This window comes from Massilia sp. IC2-476 (assembly GCF_020707295.1).
GTDB lineage: Bacteria > Pseudomonadota > Gammaproteobacteria > Burkholderiales > Burkholderiaceae_D > Telluria.
Genome location: NZ_JAJFER010000003.1, coordinates 134,586 through 158,168, shown reverse-complemented (window position 1 = coordinate 158,168; position 23,583 = coordinate 134,586). Strand labels below are relative to the sequence as shown.

Here is a 23,583-nt window from a genome sequence, read left to right as displayed (position 1 = left end):
TGTTTTTCGCAGCCGCCCGCTGCCCTTCTTTCCCCCACCAGCCGTAGAACCGTCATTCCGGCGAAGGCCGGAATCCAATTTGCCTCGCAACTCGCTTACGCTTGCGTGCACCCGCCAACGCGACGCAACGAACTTGGGTCCCGGCCTTCGCCGGGACGACGTTCACCATGTAAGGGTGAAAGGATGCGCAAACACCTGTCGCACGCTTAATTGCACTGCCTTCAACACGTTGACTTCCCTCAACGCTCCCCTCTCCCCTTAACCGTATATTTTTTTCTTGCGGGAATTTGCATTCCGCAAAGGAAGCCCTGCGTCGTCCGGCGCCGGGCCGTTCCGCCGTACCTGCGGGATCAGAATGCCGAACTTCGAGCGCTCCAGTCTGAACCAGAAGCTGACCATCATCTCGCTGCTGTCCACTGCAACCGCCCTGGTATTCGTGTTCGCGGCCTTTGCGGTGACTTCGGTGGCCAACCACCGCAAGGACGAGGCGATGCAGCTGTCGACCTTTGCCCAGGTCATCGCGGCCAGCAGCGCCGACTACCTGCTGCTGCGCGACCGCGACCGCGCACGCAGCGCGCTCAGTGTGCTCTCGGCCAAGAGCGATATCGCCGCCGCCGTCCTGTACGACCGTAACGGCAAGCCCTTCGCCCAGTACCTGGCGCGCGAGGACGGCGCCCCTGTTCCGGCGCCGGACCGGCTGGAAGGAATCGACGCCGAGACCCTGGCTGCCGTCAACCTCGACGGCCAGCGCCTGCTGTCGCGCCGCATGCGCGTGTTCCAGCCGGTGATGGCGGGCGAGATCCAGGTCGGCGTGGTGATGATCGAGACCGACCTGGTGGCGACCTGGATCGACATCCTGGCCGGGCTGTGCGTGATGGGCCTGGCGATGGGCGTTTCGCTGGTGGTGTCGGTGGCGATGGCCGGGCGCTTCAAGCGCAGCATCGCCGAGCCGGTCACGAAGCTGATCCAGGCGGCGCAGAAGGTGTCGAGCAGCCAGAACTACAGCCTGCGCATCGCCCACCAGCGCACCGACGAACTGGGGCAGCTGATCGACAGCTTCAACACCATGATGGCCCAGATCGAGGACCGCGGCGCCGCCCTGCTGCACCACCGCGACGAGCTGGAACGCCAGGTCGGCGTACGCACCGAGCAGCTGGAAAAGGCCAAGAATGCCGCCGAGGCCGCGAGCCGCGCCAAGAGCGCCTTCCTTGCCACCATGAGCCACGAGATCCGCACCCCGATGAACGGCGTGCTCGGCATGACGGAAATGCTGCTCGCCACCGGGCTCACCGAAACCCAGCGCAACTACACCACCCTGGTGAAACGCTCGGGCGAGCACCTCTTGGTGATCATCAACGACATCCTCGATTTTTCCAAGATCGAAGCCGGCAAGCTGACCATCGAGTACATCAACTTCAACCTGTGGGACCTGCTGGACGACATCCACAACGTGTACACGCCGCAGGCCGCCGCCAAGGGTATCGGCTTCGACTTCGACATCGCGAACGACATCCCGGTGGCGATCTGCGGCGACCCGAACCGGCTGCGCCAGATCATGGCCAACCTGCTCGGCAACGCCATCAAGTTCACCGAACAGGGGCGGATCCTGGCGCGCGTGCGGGTGGCCGGCGAGGACACCCAGTCGGTGATGCTGCGCTTCGAGGTGCACGATACCGGCATCGGCATCTCGCGCGAAGCGCGGGCGCGCCTGTTCGAGGCCTTCTCGCAAGCCGACGACTCCACCACCCGGCGCTACGGCGGCACCGGACTGGGCCTGGCGATCTCGAAGCAGCTGGTGGAACTGATGGGCGGCGCGATCGGTGTCGACAACGCGCCCAAGCAGGGATCGATCTTCTGGTTCACCGTCAGCTTCGACAAGCGCCGCGTCGACCCCGACGCGCCGGGCCACCGCCAGCACAGCCTGGAAGGCCTGCGCGTGCTGGTGGTGGACGAGCAGGAAGACAGCCGCGAAGACCTGGCCCAGCAGCTGCACGCCTGGCGCGCCCGCGCCGACAGCGCGGCCAGCGCGGCCGCCGCCTACGAAAGCCTGCTCAGCGCAGCGCGCGCCGGCCGTCCCTACGACGCGGCGGTGCTCGACATGGAGCTGACCCATACCAGCGGGCTGGCGCTGGCTGCTTCGATCAAGGCCGATGGCGGCGCCCGCGCCACCCACCTGGTCTTGGTCAGCCCCGAACGGCTGGCGGCCGACCCGGTGCAGCGGCGCGCTGCCGGCGTGGCCTACCAGCTGGTCAAGCCGGCGCGCGCCGCCGACCTGTATGCCTGCCTGGCCGCCTGCGCCGCGCGCCTGCATGCCCCCGCCGCTGCCATTGCTGCGGCCGTCCCCAGCCTTCCGGCAAGCAGGGCCGAGGCGCCCGTCCCTGCCGCGCCGGCGGATGCGGCGCGTCCGGCGCCGCGCGCGCGGGTACGCCGCGTGCTGCTGGCCGAGGACAATCCGGTCAACGTCGAGGTCGCGATGGCCATGCTGGAAAGCCTGGACATCGAGGCGACCTGCGCGCGCAACGGCCAGGAAGCGCTGCAGGCGGTACAGAGCGGCAGTTTCGACGCGGTGCTGATGGATTGCCAGATGCCGGTGATGGACGGCTTCGCGGCCACCGCCGCGATCCGCCGCCACGAGCGCGAAGCGGGCCGCGCGCGCACCCTGCCGGTGATCGCGATCACGGCCAACGCCCTGCAGGGCGACCGCGAAGCCTGCCTGGCGGCCGGGATGGACGACTACCTGTCCAAGCCCTTCACCCAGCAGCAGCTGTCGGCCGTGATCGGGCGCTGGGTCGCAGTGCCGCTGGCGGCCACCGCGCATCACCTCGATGCGCCGCCGCGCCTGCCGAAAGAGACGGTCGAGGTGATCCAGCGCGAGGCGGTCAACCGGGTCGCGCTCGACAACATCCGGGCCCTGAGCCGCGATGGCGGCGACGCGCTGGTGCAGAAGGTCATCAACGCCTACGTCGGCGACACGCCGCGTCACCTCGCCACGCTGCGCGAAGCGGTCGAAGGCATGGACGCCGGCAGCGTGCGCCGGGTCGCGCACAGCCTGAAGTCGGCCAGCGCCAACGTCGGCGCGGCGCGCCTCGCGACCCTGTGCAAGGAACTCGAACAACTCGGACGCGCCGATACCGTCGATGGCGCCGACCGCATCCTCGCGGATATGGAACACGAATTCCAGAACGTGCGCCATTCGCTCCACGCCATGCTTGAAAAGGAAACCTGAGATGCCTTCTTCTCTTCCGAAGCGCGGAACGGTGCTGGTCGCCGATGACGATCCGGTCATGCGCATGCTGATGCTCGAGATGCTGGCCCAGGTCGGGCTGGACGCGATCGAGGCGGCCGATGGGCAGGCAGCCGTGGAACTGGCGCGTACCTGCGCGCCCGACCTGATCCTGATGGACGTCGAGATGCCGCGCATGGACGGCTTTGCCGCCTGCGAGGCGATCCGCGCCGCCGGCATCGTCAACAGCTTCGACGGCACCAGCGTGCCGATCGTGATGGTCACCGGCGGCGACGACCTGGAAGCGGTCACGCGCGCCTACGAAGCCGGGGCGACCGACTTCGTCTCGAAGCCGATCAACTGGCCCATCCTCGGGCACCGCGTGCTCTACGTACTGCGCGCCAGCGACGCCATCGCGCGCCTGCGCATTGCCGACGCCCAGAACCGGGCGGTGCTGGCGGCGATTCCCGACACCTTCTTCCGGCTCGACCGCGACGGCTTCTACCTCGACTACGAGCCGGGCCACGAGCGCCCGGGGCGCGGCCGCGCGCCGCACCAGCCGCAGCCCTGCATCGGCAAGCACGTCACCGACGTGCTGCCGCCCGAGATCGCGGCGCGGGTGCTGGAACAGATGCGCACTGTGCTGACCACCCAGCAGGTGCGCTCGGTCGAGTACGACCTGGAACACTGCGGCGAAGTGCAGCATTTCGAGGCGCGGCTGGTCGCCACCAGCGCCTCGCAGGTGCTCGGCCTGGTGCGCGACATCAGCGAGCGCAAGCGCGCCGAAGAACAGATCCGGCGCCTGGCCTACTGCGACAGCCTGACGGGCATCCCGAACCGCCAGGCCTTCCTCGAGACGCTCGAGCGCGAGCTGCAGCGCTCGAAAATGGGCAACAAGAAGTTCGCGGTGCTATTCATGGACCTGGACGCCTTCAAGCGCATCAACGATACGCTCGGCCACAATGCGGGCGACGCGCTTTTGAAAATGGTGTCGGAACGGTTGCGCGAAACCACGCGCCCGAGCGACCTGGTGTCGCGCGGGGACGGCAAGGACCACGCCACCAACCTGGCGCGCCTGGGCGGCGACGAGTTCACCATCCTGATTCCCGACCTCGAACGGGTCGAGCATGCGCTCAACGTCGCCCACCGCGTCAAGGAAGCCATGCGGCGGCCCTTCCTCATCGAGGGCAACGAGATCTTCGTGACCGCCAGCATCGGCATCTCGCTGTTCCCGGAAGACGGCGACGATTGCGGCTCGCTGCTGAAATTCGCCGACACCGCGATGTACCACGCCAAGAACTGCGGCAAGAACAACGCCAAGCTGTACAGCTCTTCGCTGACCATGCAGATCATGAGCCATGTGAAGCTCGAGGTCGGGCTGCGCAAGGCGCTGCAGAACGATGAGCTCTACCTGGTCTACCAGCCGCAACGCGACGTGCGCAGTTCCGAGATCGTCGGGGTCGAAGCGCTGGTGCGCTGGCGCCATCCCGAGCGCGGCCTGGTGCCGCCGACCGAGTTCATCCCGCTGGCCGAGGAGACCGGCCTGATCGTGCCGATCGGTGAATGGGTGCTGCGCACCGCCTGCCGCCAGGCCAGGCTGTGGCAGCGCCAGGCCCAGCGCACCCTGCGCATGGCAGTCAACCTGTCGGCCAAGCAGTTCAAGGATGAGAACCTGTCGCAGATGGTCCACTCGGCCCTGCTGGACGCCGGCCTGGAACCGCGCCTGCTGGAACTGGAACTGACCGAAGGCACGCTGATGGACGACGCGCGCGCCACCCTGGCGACGCTGGAACAGCTGCGTGGCATCGGCGTGTTCCTGTCGATCGACGACTTCGGCACCGGCTACTCGTCGATGAACTACCTGAAGCGCTTCGACGTGCGCGCGCTGAAGATCGACCGCAGCTTCATCAACGGCCTGCCCCAGGATTCCGAGAACGCGGCCATCACCCGCGCCATCATCGCGATGGCGCACGGGCTGAAGATGGTGGTGGTGGCCGAGGGCGTGGAGACCGGCGAACAGCTGCTGCTGCTTGAGCAGTATGGCTGCGATATGGTGCAGGGTTACTTCCTGGGGCATCCGTCGAGTGCGGATGCGATTACGGGGATGCTGCAGGCGCCGTTGCTGTTACCTGCTAAGTAGGGTGGGCGGGTCTCCCGCCCACGCGGTGATACGTGACGTACAAATATCGTGCGCGATGATCTCGCCGCTGGTTGACCGCGTGGGGTGATCTGGTCCAGTGGACCGGATCACAAGCCGCCCACCCTACGGGACAAACCGCAAGGTGTACTTCGCCTGCCCCGGCAACAGCGGCACCGGCTCCGCCTTCACCCACTCCTTGTGCCCCGCCAGGAAGAACGGCGACAGCGGATGCCCGCTCTGCCCGCCCGGCATGTTGTACAACCCCTCTTCCTCGTGTCCCGGCGACACGGTCAGGCGCTCGGACTGCCCGAACTTCGGGCCGGCCACGCGCGGCATGTTCGAATCGCCCGGCAGCTGGTCCGCAGGGGCGCCCGGCACCGGCGCCAGCGCCGGCACCGCGATGCTGATCGGATGGGCGATGGTCGCGGTGTTGCGCTGTCCCCAGGTGGCCTTCGCCAGCGGCTCGCCATCCTTGCCCAGGTCGGCGATCACGCGGTCGATGGCCGCCAGTTCCACCGCGCGCCAGTCGGCGTGCCCCGGCGGCAGCCAGCCGGCCGGACGGGCATCCAACAGGCGCGCCACCACGTCCGGCCAGCGGCTGGTGGCGGTGGCCAGCGTGGTCTTCGGCTCGAGCTCCCCGAGCGCCTTGTTGGCGCGCCCGAACAGCAGCTCGTTCAGCGCCCACAGGTAGTTGCGCGCCAGGCGGTAGCCGACCGAGTCGACGCTGGCGTGGCCGGTCCAGCTCTTCTCCAGCAGCCGGCGGAACTCGGCGCGCTGCGGTTTGCCGGCCAGCGCCTGCGCGTCCAGCGCCTGCAGTGCGCGCTCGCGCCAGCGCCCGATGAACAGGGCGCGGTCGTCCTGGGCCGCATCGAAGGCCTGGCGCATGCCGACCTTCGTCCCCAGCGCCTGCACGCCCTCGGCCAGCTGGCGGTTGCGCGCGCCGAGGTCGAAGCCGCCGTCGCCGATCAGCGCCGCGCCCTCGCCCATCAGCTGGCGGCTGTTGGCGGTCGTGATCTGGCCGCCCGCCGGGTTGACCACGCGCGGATAGCTTGCCGGCGGCAGCAACGCGTTCCAGGTCGGGGTTCCCTCTTCCAGCGGGAAGGTGGACGCCAGCGACGGCGTCGCGCGCTGCGGCAGCAGGCCGCCGATGGTCCAGCCGATGTTGCCCTGGGCGTCGCCGGCCACGAAATTCTGCGCCGGGATGCCGTCGATGGCCGCGATCCCCAGGGCCTCGTCCACGCTGGCCGCGGTCTCGAGCTTCATGTGGTTCACGTTGATCGCCTGCGGGTCATGTGCGATCCAGTGCACCGCGTACTGGCGCCCGCCGGCCTCACGGATCGGGCCCAGCGAAGTCTCGCGTACCACGAAGCGCTCGGAGGCGGCCCCTTTCACGGCGATCAGCTCGACGTGGTCGGCCGGGGTCTCCCAGCCGTTCGGCGTGCGCACCTGGCCGGGGCGGGCCGGATCGGTGTTCAGCGCCACCAGGTCGACCAGGTCGGCGTAGCTGTTGGTAAAGGCCCAGGCCACCTGCCCGTTGCTGCCGACGATGACGGTCGGCGGCGCGCCCGGCAGACTCACACCCACCAGGCGCCGCCTGCCATCCTTGCCCTTGGGGTCGGGGAAGCTGAGCGCCAGGCGGTACCAGATGTTGGGCAGCTGCAGGCCGAGGTGCATGTCGTCCGAGACGATGGCGGCGCCGCTGGCGCTGCGGCTGCCGGCGATCGCATGGTTGTTGCTGCCGACCGAGTCGACGAAGGCGGCGCCGGCCAGCTGCGCGGGCTTCTCGGGCGCGGCGCCCCACCAGGCCGGGGCCCTGGGCGGCAGCGGCGCCGGGCCTGGTGCAGCGGCGGCCGTGCCGGCATCGAGCGTCGTGTCCCAGCTGCTCGATTCGGGCAGCAGGAAGGCCAGCTGGGCCGGGTCGCTGTGCTCGCGCAGCCAGCCGCGCGCCAGCTCGCGCGGTTCCTGGTTGCCCTGCAGGTCGATGTACATGGCCCAGATCACCAGCAGCGAGTCCACCGCGTTCCATGGGCGCGCCTCGGTACCGGTCAGCAGGTATTCGAAGGGCTTGGTGCGCAGCGCCCCGAGGCCGTCGTTGACGCCGGCGACGTAGCGTTCCAGTAGCGCGCGCTCCGCGGCCGGGAGGCGCGCCAGGACATCCTGGGCGCGGGCGCGGAAGCGGTGCAGGCGGCGCGAACGGTCGAGCGGCAGCGCGCGCGGGCCGAACAGCTCGGCCAGTTCGCCGGCGGCCGTGCGGCGCAACAGGTCCATCTGAAAAAAACGCTCCTGGGCGTGCACGAAGCCGGTGGCATAGGCGACGTCGGCGCGGCTGGCGCCGCTGATCAGGGGCACCCCGGCGGCGTCCCGCGTCACCGTCACGGCCGCCTGCAATCCGATCCCCTTGCGCTCGCCGTCGAGCTGAGCCAGGCTGGCGCGCAGATACAGCCATCCCGCGACGACCGCCACCAGGACGAGCAAAAGCAATCCGCCTAGTCCCCGCAGGGCCCAGGTCTTCCATCGACGCTGTCGCATCTTGTCACTCCCCCATTATTTTTTTAGGCGCGTATCTTGCCAGAAAATTGCCAGAAAAAGTCCTACTCCGAACCAGTTTTGTTCGGATTCCCGAGGTGGGCACGATTGATTTATGCGCTACATATACCCACCTGCCGTCCTATACTGGAACAAAGCCGCCAGAACGGCGGGCAAAGGAGCAGATCATGCAAATCGCAAAAATAGCGTTAGTGGGATTGACCCTGACGCTCGCGGCCTGCAGCACGCCGCAGCAACGGGCCGAACGTGCACAGTCGGAAATGGCCGAACTCATGACCATCTACGGTCCGGCCTGCTCACGCCTTGGCTATGCGCCGAACAGCGACCAATGGCGCCACTGCGTGTTGCAGCTCAGCACGCGCGAGGAGCTGCGCCAGGTTGGTCCGTCGTACTACGGCGGATGGGGTGGGCGCTACTGGCGAGGTGGCGGTTACTGGGGACCGTACTGGTAAGCAGTTGCTGTGCGAACCCGGCCTTGGTCAGGGCCGTGCGCGTGGCCAGCAGGCGCGCCAGGGTGGCCTGCGCATGACGCAGCAGGCGCGGATGGCGCACGTCCGGCGGGTGCAGGCTTAGCCGGATGAGCGGCTGGCGCGCCAGCGCCAGTGCGAGCACATCCGCCAGCAGCGGCGAGGCCAGCCTGCCGCTGCGGTTGCGCGCCGCATAGACCAGCGAGGGCGACAGCACCGTCGCGGCCGAGCCGGCGCCTGCGCGGCTACCCAGCAGGTGAAAGCGTCGGAAAGTCGTGGTGTAGTCGAAGTCGAAGGCGCGCAGCGCCTGCCACGCCCCCTCTCCCATCAGCCAGGCCGGCGGCACGAAGCCGCGCACCGGCCAGCCGCGCGCGGCGAACCAGTCCAGTCCGCACTGGATGCGGCGTGCCGCCTCGTTGGCCGGCAGGGCCACGAACTCGCCTTCGTGGCTGTAGGTTCCGCGCAAAAAACGCTCGCTCAAGCCGGGCCCGCGCGGCGCCGTGTCGAGGTGAGTGAATCCATGCAGAGCCAGTTCGTCGCCGCGCGCCAGCGCCTCATCCAGCCCCGCCTCCATCCGCACCGGGTCACCGCCACCGCGGTGGTACTGCGGCACCACCAGCCAGGTCAGCGGGATGTCGGCCACCTCGCGCAGGGCCGCGGCCAGGCGCGCGCATTCGTCCCAGGTGGCCGGGGCCACGTCGTGGATCGACACGCACAGGGCGGGTGCGGGGCCGGCCTGGCCGCCGCTCCCCTCAGTCGGAAACACAGACGCTCTCCAGCGACCGCCGCGCTTCGGGGCGCGCCGCCAGCAGGCTGCCGTAACGGTGCATCAGCTGCGGGAAGACCTGGCTCCAGTCGTAATGATCCTGCGCCTTGCGCCGCGCATTGGCGCCCAGCTGCGCCAGGTCGCGCCCGTAGATTGCTTCGATGGCGCCGGCCAGGCTGTCGACGTCGTTGGGGCGCGCCAGCATGCCGGTCTGCTCGTCCACCAGCTCGCCCACGCCGCCGCCGCTCGTCCCCACCACCGGCAGCCCGCAGGCCATCGCTTCCAGCACGATCAGGCCGAAGGTTTCGCAGTCGCCCGGATGCACCAGCAGGTCGCAGCTGGCCAGCACGCCGGCCAAGGCGCGCTGGTCGCGCTGGAAGGGCATGAAGCTCAGTTGTTCATGGCGGGGCAGCGCGTCCCCTCCACCGACCAGCAGCAGGTGGTAAGGCTCGCCCAGCTTGCGCACGGCCTCGATCAGCAGCGGCAGTTTCTTGTCCGCCGTGAAGCGGCCGGCGTAGACCAGCAGGCGTGCATCCTCCGACAGGCCGAGTTCCGCCCGGAGGCTGGCGCGCCGGCGCTTCGGGTGGAAGATCTTGCTGTCGATGCCGAGCGGCTGGTGCAGCGCATGGGTGACGCCCATGTCGGCCAGCTGGTGCACCATCAACCGGCTCGGCGCCAGCACGGTGTCGAATTCGCGGTACAGGTGGGCCAGGTATTTGCAGGTGCCGTGCGAAATGGTGTCGCCGAAGCGGTTCTGCACCAGGCGCGGCAGGTCGGAGTGGTAGAAGGCGATGGCCGGGATGCCGAGTCGCTGGCGTAGGCGCAGCGCGGCCCAGGCGCTGTGGCCGGCGTCTCCCGCTTCGATCAGGTCAGGGCGGGCATCGCGCAGGCGCCGGGCGGCGGCCGCCACCGAGAGGGGCATGCGGTAGCCGTTGATGCCGGGCAGCGATACGGCCGGCACCCGCACCAGGCCGGGCGCCTCGTCGTCGCCGACATTGGGACTCAGGATGGTATGCCGCGCCCAGCCATAGCGCGCAAGCCAGCGCGCCTTGGCATTCAGGTAAGTACTGACGCCGCCCCCTTCGGCGGCGTAGAACATCGTGATGTCAACAAGATGCATGTGGGTTCCGCTGAAAGTGCCATGATGGCAGCGGCACACCAACGAGGCTTGCGCGCACGCACAGGCATCAAGGGAACCCTCCCCGGTCGTCCGCCACCAATCGTCTTTACGGGGAATTATGCAGTGCGGCGATCGAGCATGGCGCGCGCTATCGTGCCCGCATCCACGTACTCGAGTTCGCCGCCAACGGGCACGCCGCGCGCCAGGCGGCTGACCTTCAGGCCGCGCGCCTTGAGCATCTCGCTGATGTAGTGGGCGGTGGCTTCGCCCTCGTTGGTGAAATTGGTGGCCAGCACCACTTCCTCGACCACACCATCGGTGGCGCGCCCGACCAGCTTGTCGAGGTGCAGGTCGCGCGGGCCAATGCCGTCGAGCGGCGAGAGCCGGCCCATCAGCACGAAGTAGAGGCCCTTGTAGGTGAGGGTCTGCTCGATCATCATCTGGTCGGCAGGGGTTTCCACGACACACAGCAGCGCGCGTTCGCGCGATTCGTCCGCGCACAAGTCGCACACTTCGGTGTCGGAAAAGGTATTGCACATCGCGCAGTGGTGGACCGTATCCACCGCCTGGTAGAGTGCGCGCGACAGCATGGCCGCGCCTTCGCGGTCATGCTGCAGCAGGTGGAAGGCCATGCGTTGCGCCGACTTCGGACCAATGCCGGGCAGGCGCCGCAGCGCCTCGGTCAGGAAGTCGAGCGACTTCGACATGGGACCGTTCGTCCTTAGAACGGCATCTTGAAGCCCGGCGGCAGCGGCATGCCGGCGGTCAGGCCGCTCATCTTTTCGCTGGCGGTGGCTTCAGCCTTGCGCACGGCGTCGTTGAACGCAGCCGCGACCAGGTCTTCCAGCATGTCGCGGTCATCGCCCAGCAGCGACGGGTCGATGGTGACGCGCTTGACGTCGTTCTTGCAGGTCATCACGACCTTGACCAGGCCCGCGCCCGACTGGCCTTCGACTTCGATCAGAGCCAGCTGCTCCTGCGCCTTCTTCATGTTGTCCTGCATGGCTTGCGCCTGTTTCATCAAGCCTGCGAGCTGGTTTTTCATCATGGTCGGTATCTCCAAAAAGTCCGGATAGGTAAGTTATCTTAATGCAGTGCGGCTTCAAGCCGCGGCCGGCTTCACCGAGCCGGGCACGACGAAGGCGCCGAAAGTGCGTTCCATGGCCTGCACGAAGGGATCGGCGGCAACCAGGGCTTCGGCCTGGCGCTGGCGCTCCTCGCGCGCGGCCTTGGCTTCGGCCGCGGCCGTGTACCACACGGGGCCGATCTCGGTATCGAGGGTGACACGCACTTGAGGGAAATGTTCCTGCAACGCGGCGGTCAGCTTTTCGCTGTTGCCGCTGGCGCGCAGGGTGTCGACCGGCACGCGCAGGCGGAAGGTAGCGGCCTGCTCATGGGCGATGCATTCGATCAGTTCGGTCTGCAGGGCCAGCTGCTGGGCCACGCCGCGCAGCGGCAGGCCGGCGGCCAGGGCCGGCCAGTTGCCGTCCCATCCAATCGCCGGAACCGGCGTGACGACATAGGCGTGCGGCGGTGCGCTTGGCGCGCGCATCTGCGCCGGCGCCGGTGCCGTGACTACGGTCGGCGCATCGGCGGCGACCGCGGTGTCGTCGGAAAATTCGGTGACCCAGGAGGGCGGCTCATCCTCGGCAGGCGCCCCCTGCATGCGCGCCTGGGTTTGCCCAGCCTGCGGCTGGGCCTGCTGTTGCGGCTGGACTGCCTGCGGCTGGGACTGTTCCCATGGCGGCGTACCGCCCGGCGCCGGGCGCACGGCCGGTGCGGCCTGCATGGCGGCCGATGGGCCAGGCGCAGGTGGCGGTGCAACCGGTGCGGGCGCGGCGGCCGGTGCGGCAGGCGCTGCCGCGGCTGGCGGTTCGGTGCGCGGCTTGGGCGGGGCTTTCTGGCCGGAGGCGGCGCGCGCCGCTTCCAGCGCCGCATTGATCGCGGCGCGGGCGGAGGTCATGGCTGGGGCTGGGCTGGCTGCTGCGGGCGCTGCGGGCGCCGCTGCGGCGGGTGCCGGCGGCGGCGCAGCCGGACGCGCTGGCGCCACCGCGGCATGGCTGGCCGCGGCGACCGCTGCCGCGCGCGCGGCCGGCGCCGCACCCGCTGCCGCAGGTGCTGCCGGGCTGGCGGCCTGCTCGGCGCCGCCCTGTCCCGGACGGAAGGCCAGCATGCGCAGCAGCGTCATGGTGAAGCCTGCGTACTCGTCCGGCGCCAGGCCGATCTCGTTGCGGCCATGCACGGCGATCTGGTAATACAGCTGGACTTCCTGCGCATCAAAAGCCTGGGCCAGGCGCAGGATGTCGTTCAGTTCCGGCAGGTCTTGCGGCACCGCCGAGGGCACCGATTGCGCCAGCGCGATCCGGTGCAGCAGGGTGCCGAGGTCTTGCAGCGCGCCGTTGTAGGACAGGCTGCGGCTGGCCATTTCGTCGGCCACCGCCATCAGGTCGGCGCCATCCTGCGCCTGCAGCGCATCCAGCAGGCGCACCAGGTAGGACTGGTCGAGCGCGCCCAGCATGCCCTGCACCGCGTCCAGGGTCACCTGGCCGGCGGCATAGGCGATCGCCTGGTCGGTGAGGGACAGCGCGTCGCGCATCGAGCCGTGGGCGCCTTGCGCCAGCAGGCGCAGGGCCGGCTGCTCAAAGGTGACGCCTTCCTGGCCGAGGATGTTCTCGAGGTGACCCACGATGTGGCCCGGCGGCATCTGCTTCAGGTTGAATTGGAGGCAGCGCGACAGCACCGTGACCGGGATCTTCTGCGGGTCGGTGGTCGCCAGGATGAATTTCACGTGCGGCGGCGGTTCCTCGAGCGTCTTCAGCATCGCGTTGAACGCGTGGTTGGTCAGCATGTGCACCTCGTCGATCATGTAGACCTTGAAGCGCGCATTGCTCGGGGCGTAGACCGCCTGTTCCAGCAGCTGGGCCATCTCGTCGACGCCCCGGTTGGAGGCCGCATCCATCTCGATGTAGTCCACGAAGCGGCCGGCGTCGATCGCGCGGCAGGCTTCGCACACGCCGCAGGGTTCGGCCGTGATCCCGCCCTGCCCGTCCGGGCCCACGCAATTGAGCGACTTGGCCAGGATGCGCGACAGCGTCGTCTTGCCGACCCCGCGCGTTCCCGTGAACAGGTAGGCGTGGTGCAGGCGGCCAGTCTTCAAGGCATGGGTCAGCGCACGGACGACGTGCTCCTGGCCGACCAGCGTTTCGAAGTTCTTGGGACGGTATTTGCGGGCGAGGACTTGATAGGACATGCCGGGATTTTACCGCAGTTGGCGGCTGCCGCGAACATTCCGACGGTCGTGCCTGGCAACAAGTCTCGCAGCCGCACGCAATGGCGCTTACCCGCTAAAGGCAGGACAATTCGAGAGAGTTGGAAGGGTGAAACAGGAGGGGAGATTAAAAGGCGAGCCTGATCTGCGGCACTTGCGGTGAACGGCTTTGGCTGCTTCGTTCCCGACCTGACCAGGTAAACCATGCCGCAATGCGCAGGGGCCCGCCGGCGACAATTATACCCGACCCCACTGGTTTTGGGGCCGGATCTTGTAAAGGCTCAGGAGGACTGCTTCAACAGTGCGAGCAAGGCGCGCGCGCCCTCTTCCGACGATGCCGGGTTCTGGCCCGTGACCAATAGACCGTCCGTCAGGACATAGGATTCCCAGTCAGCCGCCTTGCTGTATTCGCCACCCAGCTGTTTCAGGGTGTCCTCGACCAGGAAAGGCACGACCTCGGTCAGGCCGACCGCTTCCTCCTCGGTATTGGTGAAGCCGGTTACGCGCTTGCCCTTGACCAGCGGCTCGCCGCCGGGGCCCTTGACGCCTTTCAGCACGCCCGGAGCGTGGCACACGGCCGCCACCGGCTTGCCTGCCGCCAGCATGGTTTCGATCAGGCGGATCGAATCGGCGTCCTCGGCCAGGTCCCATAGCGGGCCATGGCCGCCGGGATAGAACACGGCGTCAAAGTCCTGCGCGTTCACCCCGGACAGGGTGACGGTATTGGAAAGCGCCTGGCCGGCCTGCGGATCGGCGCGAAAACGGTGGGTCGCCTCGGTCTAGGCGTCCGGCTCGTCGCTCTTCGGATCGAGCGGCGGCTGCCCGCCCTTCGGCGAAGCCAGGGTCAGCTCGGCGCCGGCATCCTTGAACACATAATAGGGAGCGGCGAACTCTTCCAGCCAGAAGCCGGTTTTCTTGCCGGTATCGCCTAGGCGGTCGTGCGAGGTCAGCACCATCAGGATCTTCATCGTGAGCGCTCCGTGGTCGTGGTAATCGAAGGCCGAGTCTACCCCGGCCCTCCCCCGCCGCGCCGCACGCGTGCCGCGCAGAACCTAGATGCCCAGCTGGCCCCAGATGTCGTCCACCCGCGCTTTTACCTCCGGCGTCATCGCGATCGGGGTGCCCCACTCGCGGTTGGTCTCGCCCGGCCACTTGTTGGTGGCGTCGATGCCCATCTTGCTGCCCAGGCCGCTGATCGGCGAAGCGAAATCGAGGTAGTCGATCGGCGTGTTATCGACCATCACCGTGTCGCGGGTCGGGTCGACCCGGGTGGTAATCGCCCAGATCACTTCCTTCCAGTCGCGCACGTTGACGTCTTCGTCGACCACCACGATGAACTTGGTATACATGAACTGGCGCAGGAAACTCCAGACCCCGAACATGACGCGCTTGGCGTGGCCCGCGTACTGCTTCTTCATCTGGACCACCGCCATGCGGTAGCTGCAGCCTTCCGGCGGCAGGTAGAAGTCGGTGATCTCGCTGAACTGCTTCTGCAGCAGCGGGATGAAGACTTCGTTCAGCGCCACGCCCAGCACGGCCGGTTCGTCGGGCGGTTTGCCGGTGTAGGTCGAGTGGTAGATGGGGTCACGGCGCATGGTGATGCGGTCGATCGTAAACACCGGGAAGCTGTCCTGCTCGTTGTAATAGCCGGTGTGGTCGCCATAAGGGCCTTCCAGCGCATGCTCGAAGCCGGACAGGTGATTCGCGTCCGGATAGATATGCCCTTCCAGCACGATCTCGGCGGACGCGGGAACGCGCAGATCGCTGCCGATGGCTTTCGTGAGCGCCGTGCGCTGACCGCGCAAGAGGCCGGCGAACTGGTACTCGGACAAGGTATCCGGCACCGGGGTGACCGCGCCCAGGATGGTGGCCGGGTCGGCGCCCAGCGCCACCGCCACCGGATAGGGTTTGCCCGGATTGGCCAGCGCGTGTTCGCGGAAATCGAGGGCGCCGCCGCGGTGCGCGAGCCAGCGCATGATCACCTTGTTCCGGCCCAGCACCTGCTGGCGGTAGATACCCAGGTTCTGGCGCTTCTTGTGCGGCCCCTTGGTAATCACCAGGCCCCAGGTGATCAGCGGCGCGATGTCGCCCGGCCAGCAGTGCTGGATCGGCAGCCTGGCCAGGTCGACGTCCTGCCCTTCCCACACGATCTCCTGGCACGGAGCGCCCTTCACTTCTTTCGGCGCCATGTCCCATACCGCCTTGACCAGCGAGCCCATGCCCATGATGTCCTTGAAGCCCTTGGGCGGCTCCGGCTCTTTCAGGCGCGCCAGCACGTGGCCGATGTTACGCAGCTCGGTCAGGCTTTCGGCGCCCATGCCCAGCGCCACGCGCCGTGGCGTGCCGAACAGGTTGCCCAGCACTGGAATAGCGTGCCCAGTCGGTTTTTCAAACAGCAGCGCAGGTCCTTCGGCGCGCAGGGTGCGGTCGCAGATCTCCGTCATTTCGAGGTGGGGCGACACCGGTACGCCAACATGCTTGAGCTCGCCCATCCGTTCGAGCTGAGCCATAAAGTCCCGCAAATCTGAATATTTCATCAAGTTTTGATCGTTATCTCGACCATAGAAGGGTTGTTAAGGCACCATGCCAAGTAGCTGATTTAGCAAGACTTTTCAAAATTTCGGCCTGGCAATCAGAACTAAAAGTAATAAGAGCGGATCGTGCTAGGGTTGACTTGGTATAAAGGAGCCACTAGAATCCGTCCTACTTGATGAGACAGGCAAGTCTTTCTGACACGATTTTAGCTGTTCTCATGCATTCACGGGGTCGGGGCCCCACATGACATTTTTGAGGAGTGTTTTCACTGGGCGTCTGCCCAATCCCCCGAGACAGTTGTTGAGCCACTGGTTCCACCCGGACGGGTTTTAAAGCAGCCAGCTGTAGCAAGGCAATGACGGCGTTAGTCGGCCGCAACGCGGCGACCTACGATATTTCTGATGCACGGCATTCAAGTACCCCGGCACAGCGTCCCTAGACGCCGTGACAGGAGTCCTTTTTGCCGCGACAAAGGGGAATTCGATGATCAATCGTTTCATCACGAGCGCAAGGCTCGTGCACACCATGGCCAGCCAGCCAGTCACGTGGTCTTCCGTGAGCAAAGCGGCACGCGGTATGCTGAACACCGCACGCAACACCCTGACCGTATTCGGTCTCTCCGCAGTCGCGATGCTCGCGCTGCTCTACACCAACGAAGACGTCGCCAAGCGCGTCTCGGACGTGCTGGATCCCCAGCCTGAAATCGTCGCCGTGGCCCCGGTCGCCCCGGCGCCCAAGCTCGAGAACGTGGCGGAAGCAGTCGAAACGCCCGTCGCCGACGCTCACCACGTGGGCAACAGCAAGCAGCAGCAGTGGGTCACTTCCTGGCTGAGCAAGCGCTACCGCGTCGCCAGCGATGCCGCCAACATGCTGGTCTCGACCGCCTACATGACGGCGCACGAGGTCAAGCTGGATCCGCTCCTGATCCTGGCCGTGATGGCCATCGAATCGGGTCTGAACCCCTTCGCCGAAAGCGCCATGGGCGCTAAGGGCTTGATGCAGGTCATGGCCAAGGTCCACCACGACAAGTTCGAGGAAGTCGGCGGCCAGCAGGCAGCCCTGAATCCGGTCGCCAACATCAAGGTCGGCGCCCTGATCCTGAAGGATTACGTCAAGCGCACCGGTTCCGTGGAAGGCGGCCTCAAGACCTACGTCGGCGCGGCCGACATGGAAAGCGATTCCGGCTACGGCGCCAAGGTGCTGGCCGAATACCAGCGCCTGAAGCAGGTGGCGCGCGGCCAGAAGGTTCCGACCACCAATCCGCCGCGTCCCGCCGCTCCCTCGCCCGCTCCGGCCACCATCATGGTCAAGCAGGAGCCGGCCGAGACGCCGGCGCCGGCAGCGGCCCCGGCCAAGCCGGAGAACCACGGCGCGGAAACGCTGGCGACCCTGTAAGCCAGGGCAACACTCCTCACGAAGACCACCGCCGCGGCGGTGGTTTTTTTATTGCTCCTGCGGTTTATTGGACGTCGTCGGGAATGACGATGGTGGAATACGGCGACGCCACGCGCCAGCCGAGCGCCGCATACAGGGCACGTCCGTCCTCGGTCGCCACCAGCACCCTGCGCGCGGCCGGCGATCGCTGGCGCGCAGCGAGCGCGGCGATCATGGCGCTGCCCAGGCCGCGCCGCCGATGTGCTGCGTAGGTGGCGATCCGGTCGAACACGAAGGCGCCGCCGTACTCGGCCGCGTAACCGGACGCCGCGAGCGCGCCATCCTCCGCATGGATGCGGGCAAGGATCGCTGGCCCTTCCTGCCGCAGCTCGAGCCGGTATCCGGGCGCGAGCGGAGGCGGGGCGCGATCCTGGCCCGCATGCGTCATCAGGTAGCCGCCCGGCTGCAGCTCCCAGCCCGGCGGGGCAAGCGCCAGCAGTTCCTCGCCTCGGCCACACATCTTGATGAAGGTACGCGGCGCCCGGATCGAGGCCGCAAGCGCCACCAGCCCCGGCGCCGGGCCGGCAAACACGTAGCGGCACGTTTCCTCGATCGAGGCGGTGTCGACGCGCATGCCCCCCATGGGCTGGCACAGGCAGCGGCAGGCCGCGGGCGATCGAACGGCCGGCCAGCCAGGCCCACAGCAGTGCGGGTTCGGCGAAACGTGATTGGGATGTCATATCGGCATAAAAAAAAGCCACCGGGCAGTGCCGCGGTGGCTTTCGCTCTATATATAGATGCGCCGTCGATCAGCGGCGCGCGTCGGCGCCCACCTCGTCCGGGCGCAGGGTCGAGGCCAGCTTGTCCAGCACGCCATTGACGTACTTGTGGCCGTCGATGCCGCCGAAGGACTTGGTCAGCTCGACCGCTTCGTTGATCACGACGCGGTAGGGGATTTCCGGATGGTTCTTCAGCTCGTAAGCGCCCAGCAGCAGCACGCCGTGCTCGATCGGGGACAGCTCGGCGATGCTGCGGTCGATCAGCGGCGCGATGACTTCGCGCAGCTCGACCGAAGTGGCGATGGCGCCGTTCAGCAGTTCGCTGAAGAATTCGCCGTCGGCCTTGTCGAAGCCATGGGCGCCGCGGATATTGGTGATCACCGTGCGGGCCGGTTCATTGTTCAGCAGCCATTGGTACAGGCCCTGCAGCGCGAACTCGCGCGCGCGGTGGCGCGGCGTGCGGTTCTTGCTGGGGTTGGCGTGCGTGGTCTTGTCGGTCATGTGCTTTCTTCCTTACTCTTCTTCGGCCTGCAGTTCTTCCAGCGCGAACAGCAGGTTCGCCATCTCGACCGCGACGCGCGCCGCATCGGCGCCCTTCTCGGCCATGCGGGCTTCGGCCTGCTCGTCGTTCTCAGTGGTCAGGATCGCGTTCGCGATCGGCATGCCGTAGTCCAGGCCGATGCGGGTGATGCCCGCACCCGATTCGTTCGACACCAGTTCGAAATGGTAGGTCTCGCCGCGGATCACCGCGCCGAGCGCGATCAGCGAGTCGAACTGCTGGGTCTCGGCCATCTTCTGCAGCGCCAGCGGCACTTCCAGCGCACCCGGGACGGTGATGTGGAGGATGTCCTCGTCGGCGACGCCCAGGCGCTTCAGTTCGGCCAGGCAGGACGACAGCAGGCCGTGGCCGATGTCGGCGTTGAATCGTGCCTGCACGATGCCGATGCGCAGGCCTTCGCCCGCCAGATTGCTTTCAAAAGTTCCTACCGTCATGGCTGACCTCTTCTTATCGATGTGTGTATATATATTAGTGGGTATTCTCGTTCGGGCGCGCCGCGCCCAAGCATTTAAGAGCGTCTAACAAAACCCCGAGGGCAAGGCGCATCGCCGAAGACAGTACGCTAGTACGGCGAGGCGATGCAACGCAGCCATCGGGGGAATTGTTAGGCGCTCAGGCTGGTTGCGGCAGGTAACCGGTTACTTCCAGGTCGAAGCCCGTCATCGACGGCATCTTGCGCGGATTGGCCAGCAGCTGCATCTTGCCGACGCCGAGGTTGCGCAGGATCTGGGCGCCGATGCCGTAGGTGCGTAGGTCCATCGAGGCGGCGCGGCTGCTGCGCGGGCCCGTGTCGCGCGGAGCGAACTGGGCGAACAGCTGGTCGGCGGTTTCGCCGCAGTTGAGCAGCACGATCGCACCGCTCTCGCCGGCCTGGATCGCCTTCATGGCCGAGGCCAGGTCCCAAGAGTGGGTCGAAGCGCAGTTGCCCAGCACGTCGAGGATGGAAACCGGCTGGTGCACGCGCACCAGGGCTTCCTTGTCGCGCGCGATTTCGCCGTGCACCAGGGCCAGGTGGGCCGCGCCGCTCGGCTTGTCGCGGTAGGCAACCAGCTTGAATTCGCCATACGGCGTGTTGAGCGGGCGTTCCGCCACGCGCTCGACCAGGCTTTCGTTCTGGCTGCGGTAATGGATCAGGTCGGCGATGGTGCCGATCTTCAGCTTGTGTTCCCGTGCGAATTCGATCAGGTCCGGCAGGCGCGCCATGGTGCCGTCTTCCTTGATGATCTCGCAGATCACCGAGGCCGGGGTCAGGCCGGCCATCTCGGTCAGGTCGCAGCCGGCTTCGGTATGGCCTGCACGCATCAGGACGCCGCCCTTCTGGGCGCGCAGCGGGAAGATGTGGCCCGGCTGCACCAGGTCGTCCGGGGTCGTGCCCTTGTTCACGGCGACCTGGATGGTGCGCGCGCGGTCGGCCGCGGAAATGCCGGTGGTCACGCCTTCGGCCGCTTCGATCGAGACCGTGAAGTTGGTGCCGAAGGAGGTGCCGTTCTTCGAGGTCATCATCGGCAGCGCCAGCTCGTCGCAGCGTTCCTCGGTCAGGGTCAGGCAGACCAGGCCGCGCGCGTGGCGGATCATGAAGTTGATCGCTTCCGGGGTGACGAAATCGGCGGCAAGCACCAGGTCGCCCTCGTTTTCGCGGTCTTCTTCATCGACAAGAATGACCATGCGCCCTGCGCGCAATTCGGCAACGATTTCCTCGGTGCTGGAAATAGACATACGGATTCCTTGAAACGGGGGTGTTTTTGCGTAATCCGTTATTTTAATGGATTTACCGCCTTTCAACCGAGCCACTACAGCCCTTCCCCACCACAGCGCTGCGAATCCGTCAACGCCTGTTACCACAAAGCAACACGCGTGCACGATTGCACGCGCGATGTACCTTCGCGCCCACAGAATTGTTAAGCTCTCCTTTCCTGCACGCAACAAGCTGCGTGTTTACGCATGACTCGATTATGATAAAAACATCGCGGCTGCGTGTGTTTCCGGGATTCCTCCATGGCAACACGCAGCACATCTCCGGAGTTGCCATGGCGGCGGTTCGCAACACAGGCATGCCTTGCCCTTCCAGCGAAGGGCGGCATTGATGGCCACGATCCTGATCGTCGACGACAGGCCGAGCAACCGCGCCTTTTTGAATGCGCTGCTCGGTTTTACCGGCCACCGCCTGCTCGAAGCGCACGACGGCGCCCAGGCGCTGGCGCTGGCGCGGCGGGAGCGGCCGGACCTCGTCATCACCGACCTCCTGATGCCCATCATGGACGGCTACGAGCTGGTCCAGCAGCTGCGCGGCGACGACGAGCTGCGCGGCATCCGCGTCATCTTTTTCTCCGCAGTGTATGCGGAGCGTGAAATCCAGGCGATGGCGGCGCGCTGTGGGGTCGCCACCGTGCTGCCGAAACCGGCCGACCCGCAGCAGATCCTGGATGCCATCCAGGCCGAACTGGGCGTCATCGAAGGCGCCCCGCCGCTGCCGGTGCCCCAGCTGGCGGCGGAGGGCGACCGCGCCCTGCCCTTCGACCTGGGCGCGCGCCTGGCCGAACTGGAGCGCATGTGCCTGTCGCTGATCGGCGAACGCCGGGTCGAGACCCTGGCAGCCTCCTTCCTCGACGCCGCCCGCCGCGTGCTGCACGCCGACTGCGCCGCCCTGTGCCTGCTCGACCGCGGCGAGCGCAATGTGCGCCACCTCGACACCTGGACCCTCGACCCGGCCCTGCTTGCCTCGCACGCCCTCGACGAATCGCATCTGCCGGGCATGCTGCTGCGTGCCCGCGCGCCGCTGCGCCTGGCGGCCGGCGACGCCATGCTCGACAGCATGCCGTCCTGCCACCCGCCCATGGGAAGTTTCCTCGGCCTGCAGGTGCACGACCTGCAGCATCCGCACGGCTGGCTGTACTGCGCGCGCCGCCCTGGCGCCCCCGCCTTCACCGACGAAGAGGAACGCTGGGCCACGGCCCTGGCGGCCCAGCTGGCGGTGGCCTATGAAAACCTGAACCTGTACGACGTGGTCCAGCGCCACGCGGCCCAGCTGCAGCTGGAAGCCCTGGCCCGCGCCGACGCCGACAAGGCCCTGCGCGAGAGCGAGCACCGGCTCGAGCTGGCGCGCCAGGTGTTCGACAGCACCCAGGAAGGCATCATGATGACCGATGCCGACGCCAACATCGTCGCCGTCAATCCCGCGTTCGAGCAGATCACCGGCTACCGCGAATCGGAAGTGCTGGGACTGAGCCCGCGCATGCTGCGCTCGGGACGGCATGACGCCACCTTCTACCGCGACATGTGGCACTGCCTGGAAAAGGATGGCCAGTGGCGCGGCGAAATCTGGAACCGCCGCAAGAACGGCGAAGTCTACCCGGAACGCACCAGCATCAGCGCGGTGCGCGACGAAGCGGGCAAGCTGACCGCCTACGTATCGGTCTCCACCGACCTGTCGGCCCTGAAGGCGGCGCACCACCAGCTCGACTTCCTGTCGAACCACGACGCCCTCACGCTGCTGCCCAACCGTTCCCTGTTCAACGACCGCCTGCAGCAGGCGATCGCGGCCGCGCGCCAGGGCGATGGCCAGCTGGCACTCCTTCTGTTTAACGTCGACCGCCTGTCCCGCATCAACGACAGCCTCGGCCACGCGGCCGGCGACGCCGTGCTGCGCGAGGTGGCGCAGCGGGTGGGCGACATCGCCGGCCCGACCGACACCCTGGCGCGCCTGTCGGGCGACGAATTCGTCCTGCTGCTCACCAGCTGCGACGACAACGAGGACATCATCCTGGCCGCGCGCCGCCTGATCGACGCCATCGCCCGCCCCTTCGTGCTGGGCGGGCACGACGTAGTGGTCACCGGCAGCGTCGGCATCAGCATCTTCCCGCGCGACGGCAATGCGCCGGGCGACCTGCTGAAGGCGGCCGACGCGGCCCTGGGCGACATGAAGAAATCGGGGCGCAACGGCTTCCGCTTCTTCAAGGGCGAGATGAACGCCCAGGCGCTGCGCTGGCTGGCGCTGGAAACCCGCCTGCGGCGCGCCATCGAGCGCGACGAACTGGCCCTCCACTACCAGCCGCAAATTTCACGCATCGACGGCAGCGTGGTGGGGATGGAAGCGCTGCTGCGCTGGCGCAGCGAGGAGATGGGCTCGGTGTCGCCGGGCGACTTCATCCCGCTTGCCGAAGACACCGGCCTGATCCACCCGATCGGCGAATGGGTGATCCGCCAGGCCTGCTTCCAGAACAAGGCCTGGCAAAACGCCGGCCTGCCGCCCGTGAAGATGGCCGTCAACGTCTCGGCCAACCAGTTCAAGGCCGGTTCAGTCAGCAGCATGGTGCGCAAGGCCCTGCTGGAGAGCGGGCTGGCGCCGCGCTACCTGGAGGTGGAGTTGACCGAAAGCGTGATGCTGGGCGACAGCGCCGTGGCCGAGGCCCAGATGGCCGAGCTGCGCGCCATGGGGGTGTCGCTGTCGCTGGACGACTTCGGCACCGGCTATTCATCGCTCGGCTACCTGTCGCGCTTCCCGCTCGACAAGCTCAAGATCGACCAGACCTTTGTTCGCAACATCACCACCGAGCAGCGCAGCGCGGCAATCGCCCAGGCCACCATCGCGCTGGCCCAGGGCCTGTCGCTGTCGGTGGTGGCCGAAGGGGTGGAGACGATCGGCCAGCGCGACTTCCTGGGCCTGATCGGCTGCGACGTGATGCAGGGCTACCTGTACAGCCGCCCGGTGCCGTCGCACGAGATGGCCCAGCTGCTGGCCAAGGGCCGCGTTGCCGTGTGACACATACATACGTAATACCACAACATTTTCGACGGGCATGCGCGGT

General features: G+C 67.2%; 15 protein-coding genes, 1 other RNA gene and 1 pseudogene. 4 read left to right on the top strand and 13 right to left on the bottom strand.

The features are described 5' to 3' along the window. Nucleotides 1-355 precede the first annotated feature (355 nt). Both LK539_RS09645 and LK539_RS09640 read left to right on the top strand, forming a co-directional pair. The gene (locus LK539_RS09645; RefSeq protein WP_227800702.1) at nucleotides 356-3,226 is read left to right on the top strand and encodes a response regulator; all 2,871 of its coding nucleotides are present in this window, start codon (nucleotides 356-358) and stop codon (nucleotides 3,224-3,226) included. A 1-nt stretch (nucleotide 3,227) separates the two neighbouring features. Next, the gene (locus tag LK539_RS09640; protein WP_227800701.1) at nucleotides 3,228-5,363 is read left to right on the top strand and encodes a bifunctional diguanylate cyclase/phosphodiesterase; all 2,136 of its coding nucleotides are present in this window, start codon (nucleotides 3,228-3,230) and stop codon (nucleotides 5,361-5,363) included. Between the two features lie 123 nt (nucleotides 5,364-5,486). On the opposite strand, the gene LK539_RS09635 is transcribed toward LK539_RS09640, so the two are convergent. From LK539_RS09635 to ubiD, 9 genes and pseudogenes are all read right to left on the bottom strand, one after another. Beyond that, on the bottom strand, nucleotides 5,487-7,892 hold the full coding sequence (locus LK539_RS09635) for a penicillin acylase family protein (protein ID WP_227800700.1): 2,406 nt from the start codon (nucleotides 7,890-7,892) through the stop codon (nucleotides 5,487-5,489). A 369-nt stretch (nucleotides 7,893-8,261) separates the two neighbouring features. After that, on the bottom strand, nucleotides 8,262-9,143 hold the full coding sequence (locus LK539_RS09630; protein ID WP_227800699.1) for a DUF2334 domain-containing protein: 882 nt from the start codon (nucleotides 9,141-9,143) through the stop codon (nucleotides 8,262-8,264). Beyond that, the gene (locus LK539_RS09625) at nucleotides 9,130-10,263 is read right to left on the bottom strand and encodes a glycosyltransferase (protein WP_227800698.1); all 1,134 of its coding nucleotides are present in this window, start codon (nucleotides 10,261-10,263) and stop codon (nucleotides 9,130-9,132) included. The genes LK539_RS09630 and LK539_RS09625 overlap by 14 nt, the downstream gene beginning before the upstream one ends. Before the next feature lie 116 nt (nucleotides 10,264-10,379). Then, nucleotides 10,380-10,970, bottom strand: coding sequence for a recombination mediator RecR (gene recR / locus LK539_RS09620; protein WP_227800697.1), 591 nt, complete (start codon nucleotides 10,968-10,970; stop codon nucleotides 10,380-10,382). 14 nt (nucleotides 10,971-10,984) lie between these two features. Next, nucleotides 10,985-11,311, bottom strand: coding sequence for a YbaB/EbfC family nucleoid-associated protein (locus tag LK539_RS09615; protein WP_227800696.1), 327 nt, complete (start codon nucleotides 11,309-11,311; stop codon nucleotides 10,985-10,987). A 54-nt stretch (nucleotides 11,312-11,365) separates the two neighbouring features. Further along, complete coding sequence (locus tag LK539_RS09610) at nucleotides 11,366-13,513, bottom strand: DNA polymerase III subunit gamma/tau (protein ID WP_227800695.1); 2,148 nt, start codon at nucleotides 13,511-13,513, stop codon at nucleotides 11,366-11,368. Nucleotides 13,514-13,661: 148 nt separating this feature from the next. Further along, an RNA gene (gene ffs, locus LK539_RS09605) (signal recognition particle sRNA small type) lies at nucleotides 13,662-13,760 on the bottom strand. Between the two features lie 52 nt (nucleotides 13,761-13,812). Further along, nucleotides 13,813-14,499: pseudogene (locus LK539_RS09600) on the bottom strand (type 1 glutamine amidotransferase domain-containing protein). An 84-nt stretch (nucleotides 14,500-14,583) separates the two neighbouring features. Then, nucleotides 14,584-16,068 carry a 4-hydroxy-3-polyprenylbenzoate decarboxylase gene (gene ubiD / locus LK539_RS09595; RefSeq protein ID WP_227800694.1) on the bottom strand — a complete coding sequence of 495 codons (1,485 nt, stop codon included), beginning with the start codon at nucleotides 16,066-16,068 and terminating at the stop codon, nucleotides 14,584-14,586. A 523-nt stretch (nucleotides 16,069-16,591) separates the two neighbouring features. Between ubiD and LK539_RS09590 the strand changes: the two genes are divergently transcribed. Continuing rightward, the gene (locus tag LK539_RS09590) at nucleotides 16,592-17,461 is read left to right on the top strand and encodes a transglycosylase SLT domain-containing protein (RefSeq protein WP_373889536.1); all 870 of its coding nucleotides are present in this window, start codon (nucleotides 16,592-16,594) and stop codon (nucleotides 17,459-17,461) included. A 64-nt stretch (nucleotides 17,462-17,525) separates the two neighbouring features. Here the strand turns inward: LK539_RS09590 and LK539_RS09585 are convergent, their stop codons facing one another. From LK539_RS09585 to ribBA, 4 genes are all read right to left on the bottom strand, one after another. After that, entirely contained in the window at nucleotides 17,526-18,074 is a 549-nt protein-coding gene (locus LK539_RS09585) for a GNAT family N-acetyltransferase (RefSeq protein ID WP_227800692.1), read from the bottom strand. Nucleotides 18,075-18,249: 175 nt separating this feature from the next. Continuing rightward, nucleotides 18,250-18,720 carry a transcription antitermination factor NusB gene (gene nusB, locus LK539_RS09580; protein WP_227800691.1) on the bottom strand — a complete coding sequence of 157 codons (471 nt, stop codon included), beginning with the start codon at nucleotides 18,718-18,720 and terminating at the stop codon, nucleotides 18,250-18,252. Nucleotides 18,721-18,732: 12 nt separating this feature from the next. Then, complete coding sequence (ribH, locus tag LK539_RS09575) at nucleotides 18,733-19,212, bottom strand: 6,7-dimethyl-8-ribityllumazine synthase (protein WP_227800690.1); 480 nt, start codon at nucleotides 19,210-19,212, stop codon at nucleotides 18,733-18,735. A 178-nt stretch (nucleotides 19,213-19,390) separates the two neighbouring features. Next, on the bottom strand, nucleotides 19,391-20,494 hold the full coding sequence (ribBA, locus tag LK539_RS09570) for a bifunctional 3,4-dihydroxy-2-butanone-4-phosphate synthase/GTP cyclohydrolase II (RefSeq protein ID WP_227800689.1): 1,104 nt from the start codon (nucleotides 20,492-20,494) through the stop codon (nucleotides 19,391-19,393). Nucleotides 20,495-20,861: 367 nt separating this feature from the next. Between ribBA and LK539_RS09565 the strand changes: the two genes are divergently transcribed. Continuing rightward, nucleotides 20,862-23,537, top strand: a complete 2,676-nt coding sequence (locus LK539_RS09565) for an EAL domain-containing protein (RefSeq protein WP_227800688.1) — start codon at nucleotides 20,862-20,864, stop codon at nucleotides 23,535-23,537. Nucleotides 23,538-23,583: the final 46 nt, after the last annotated feature.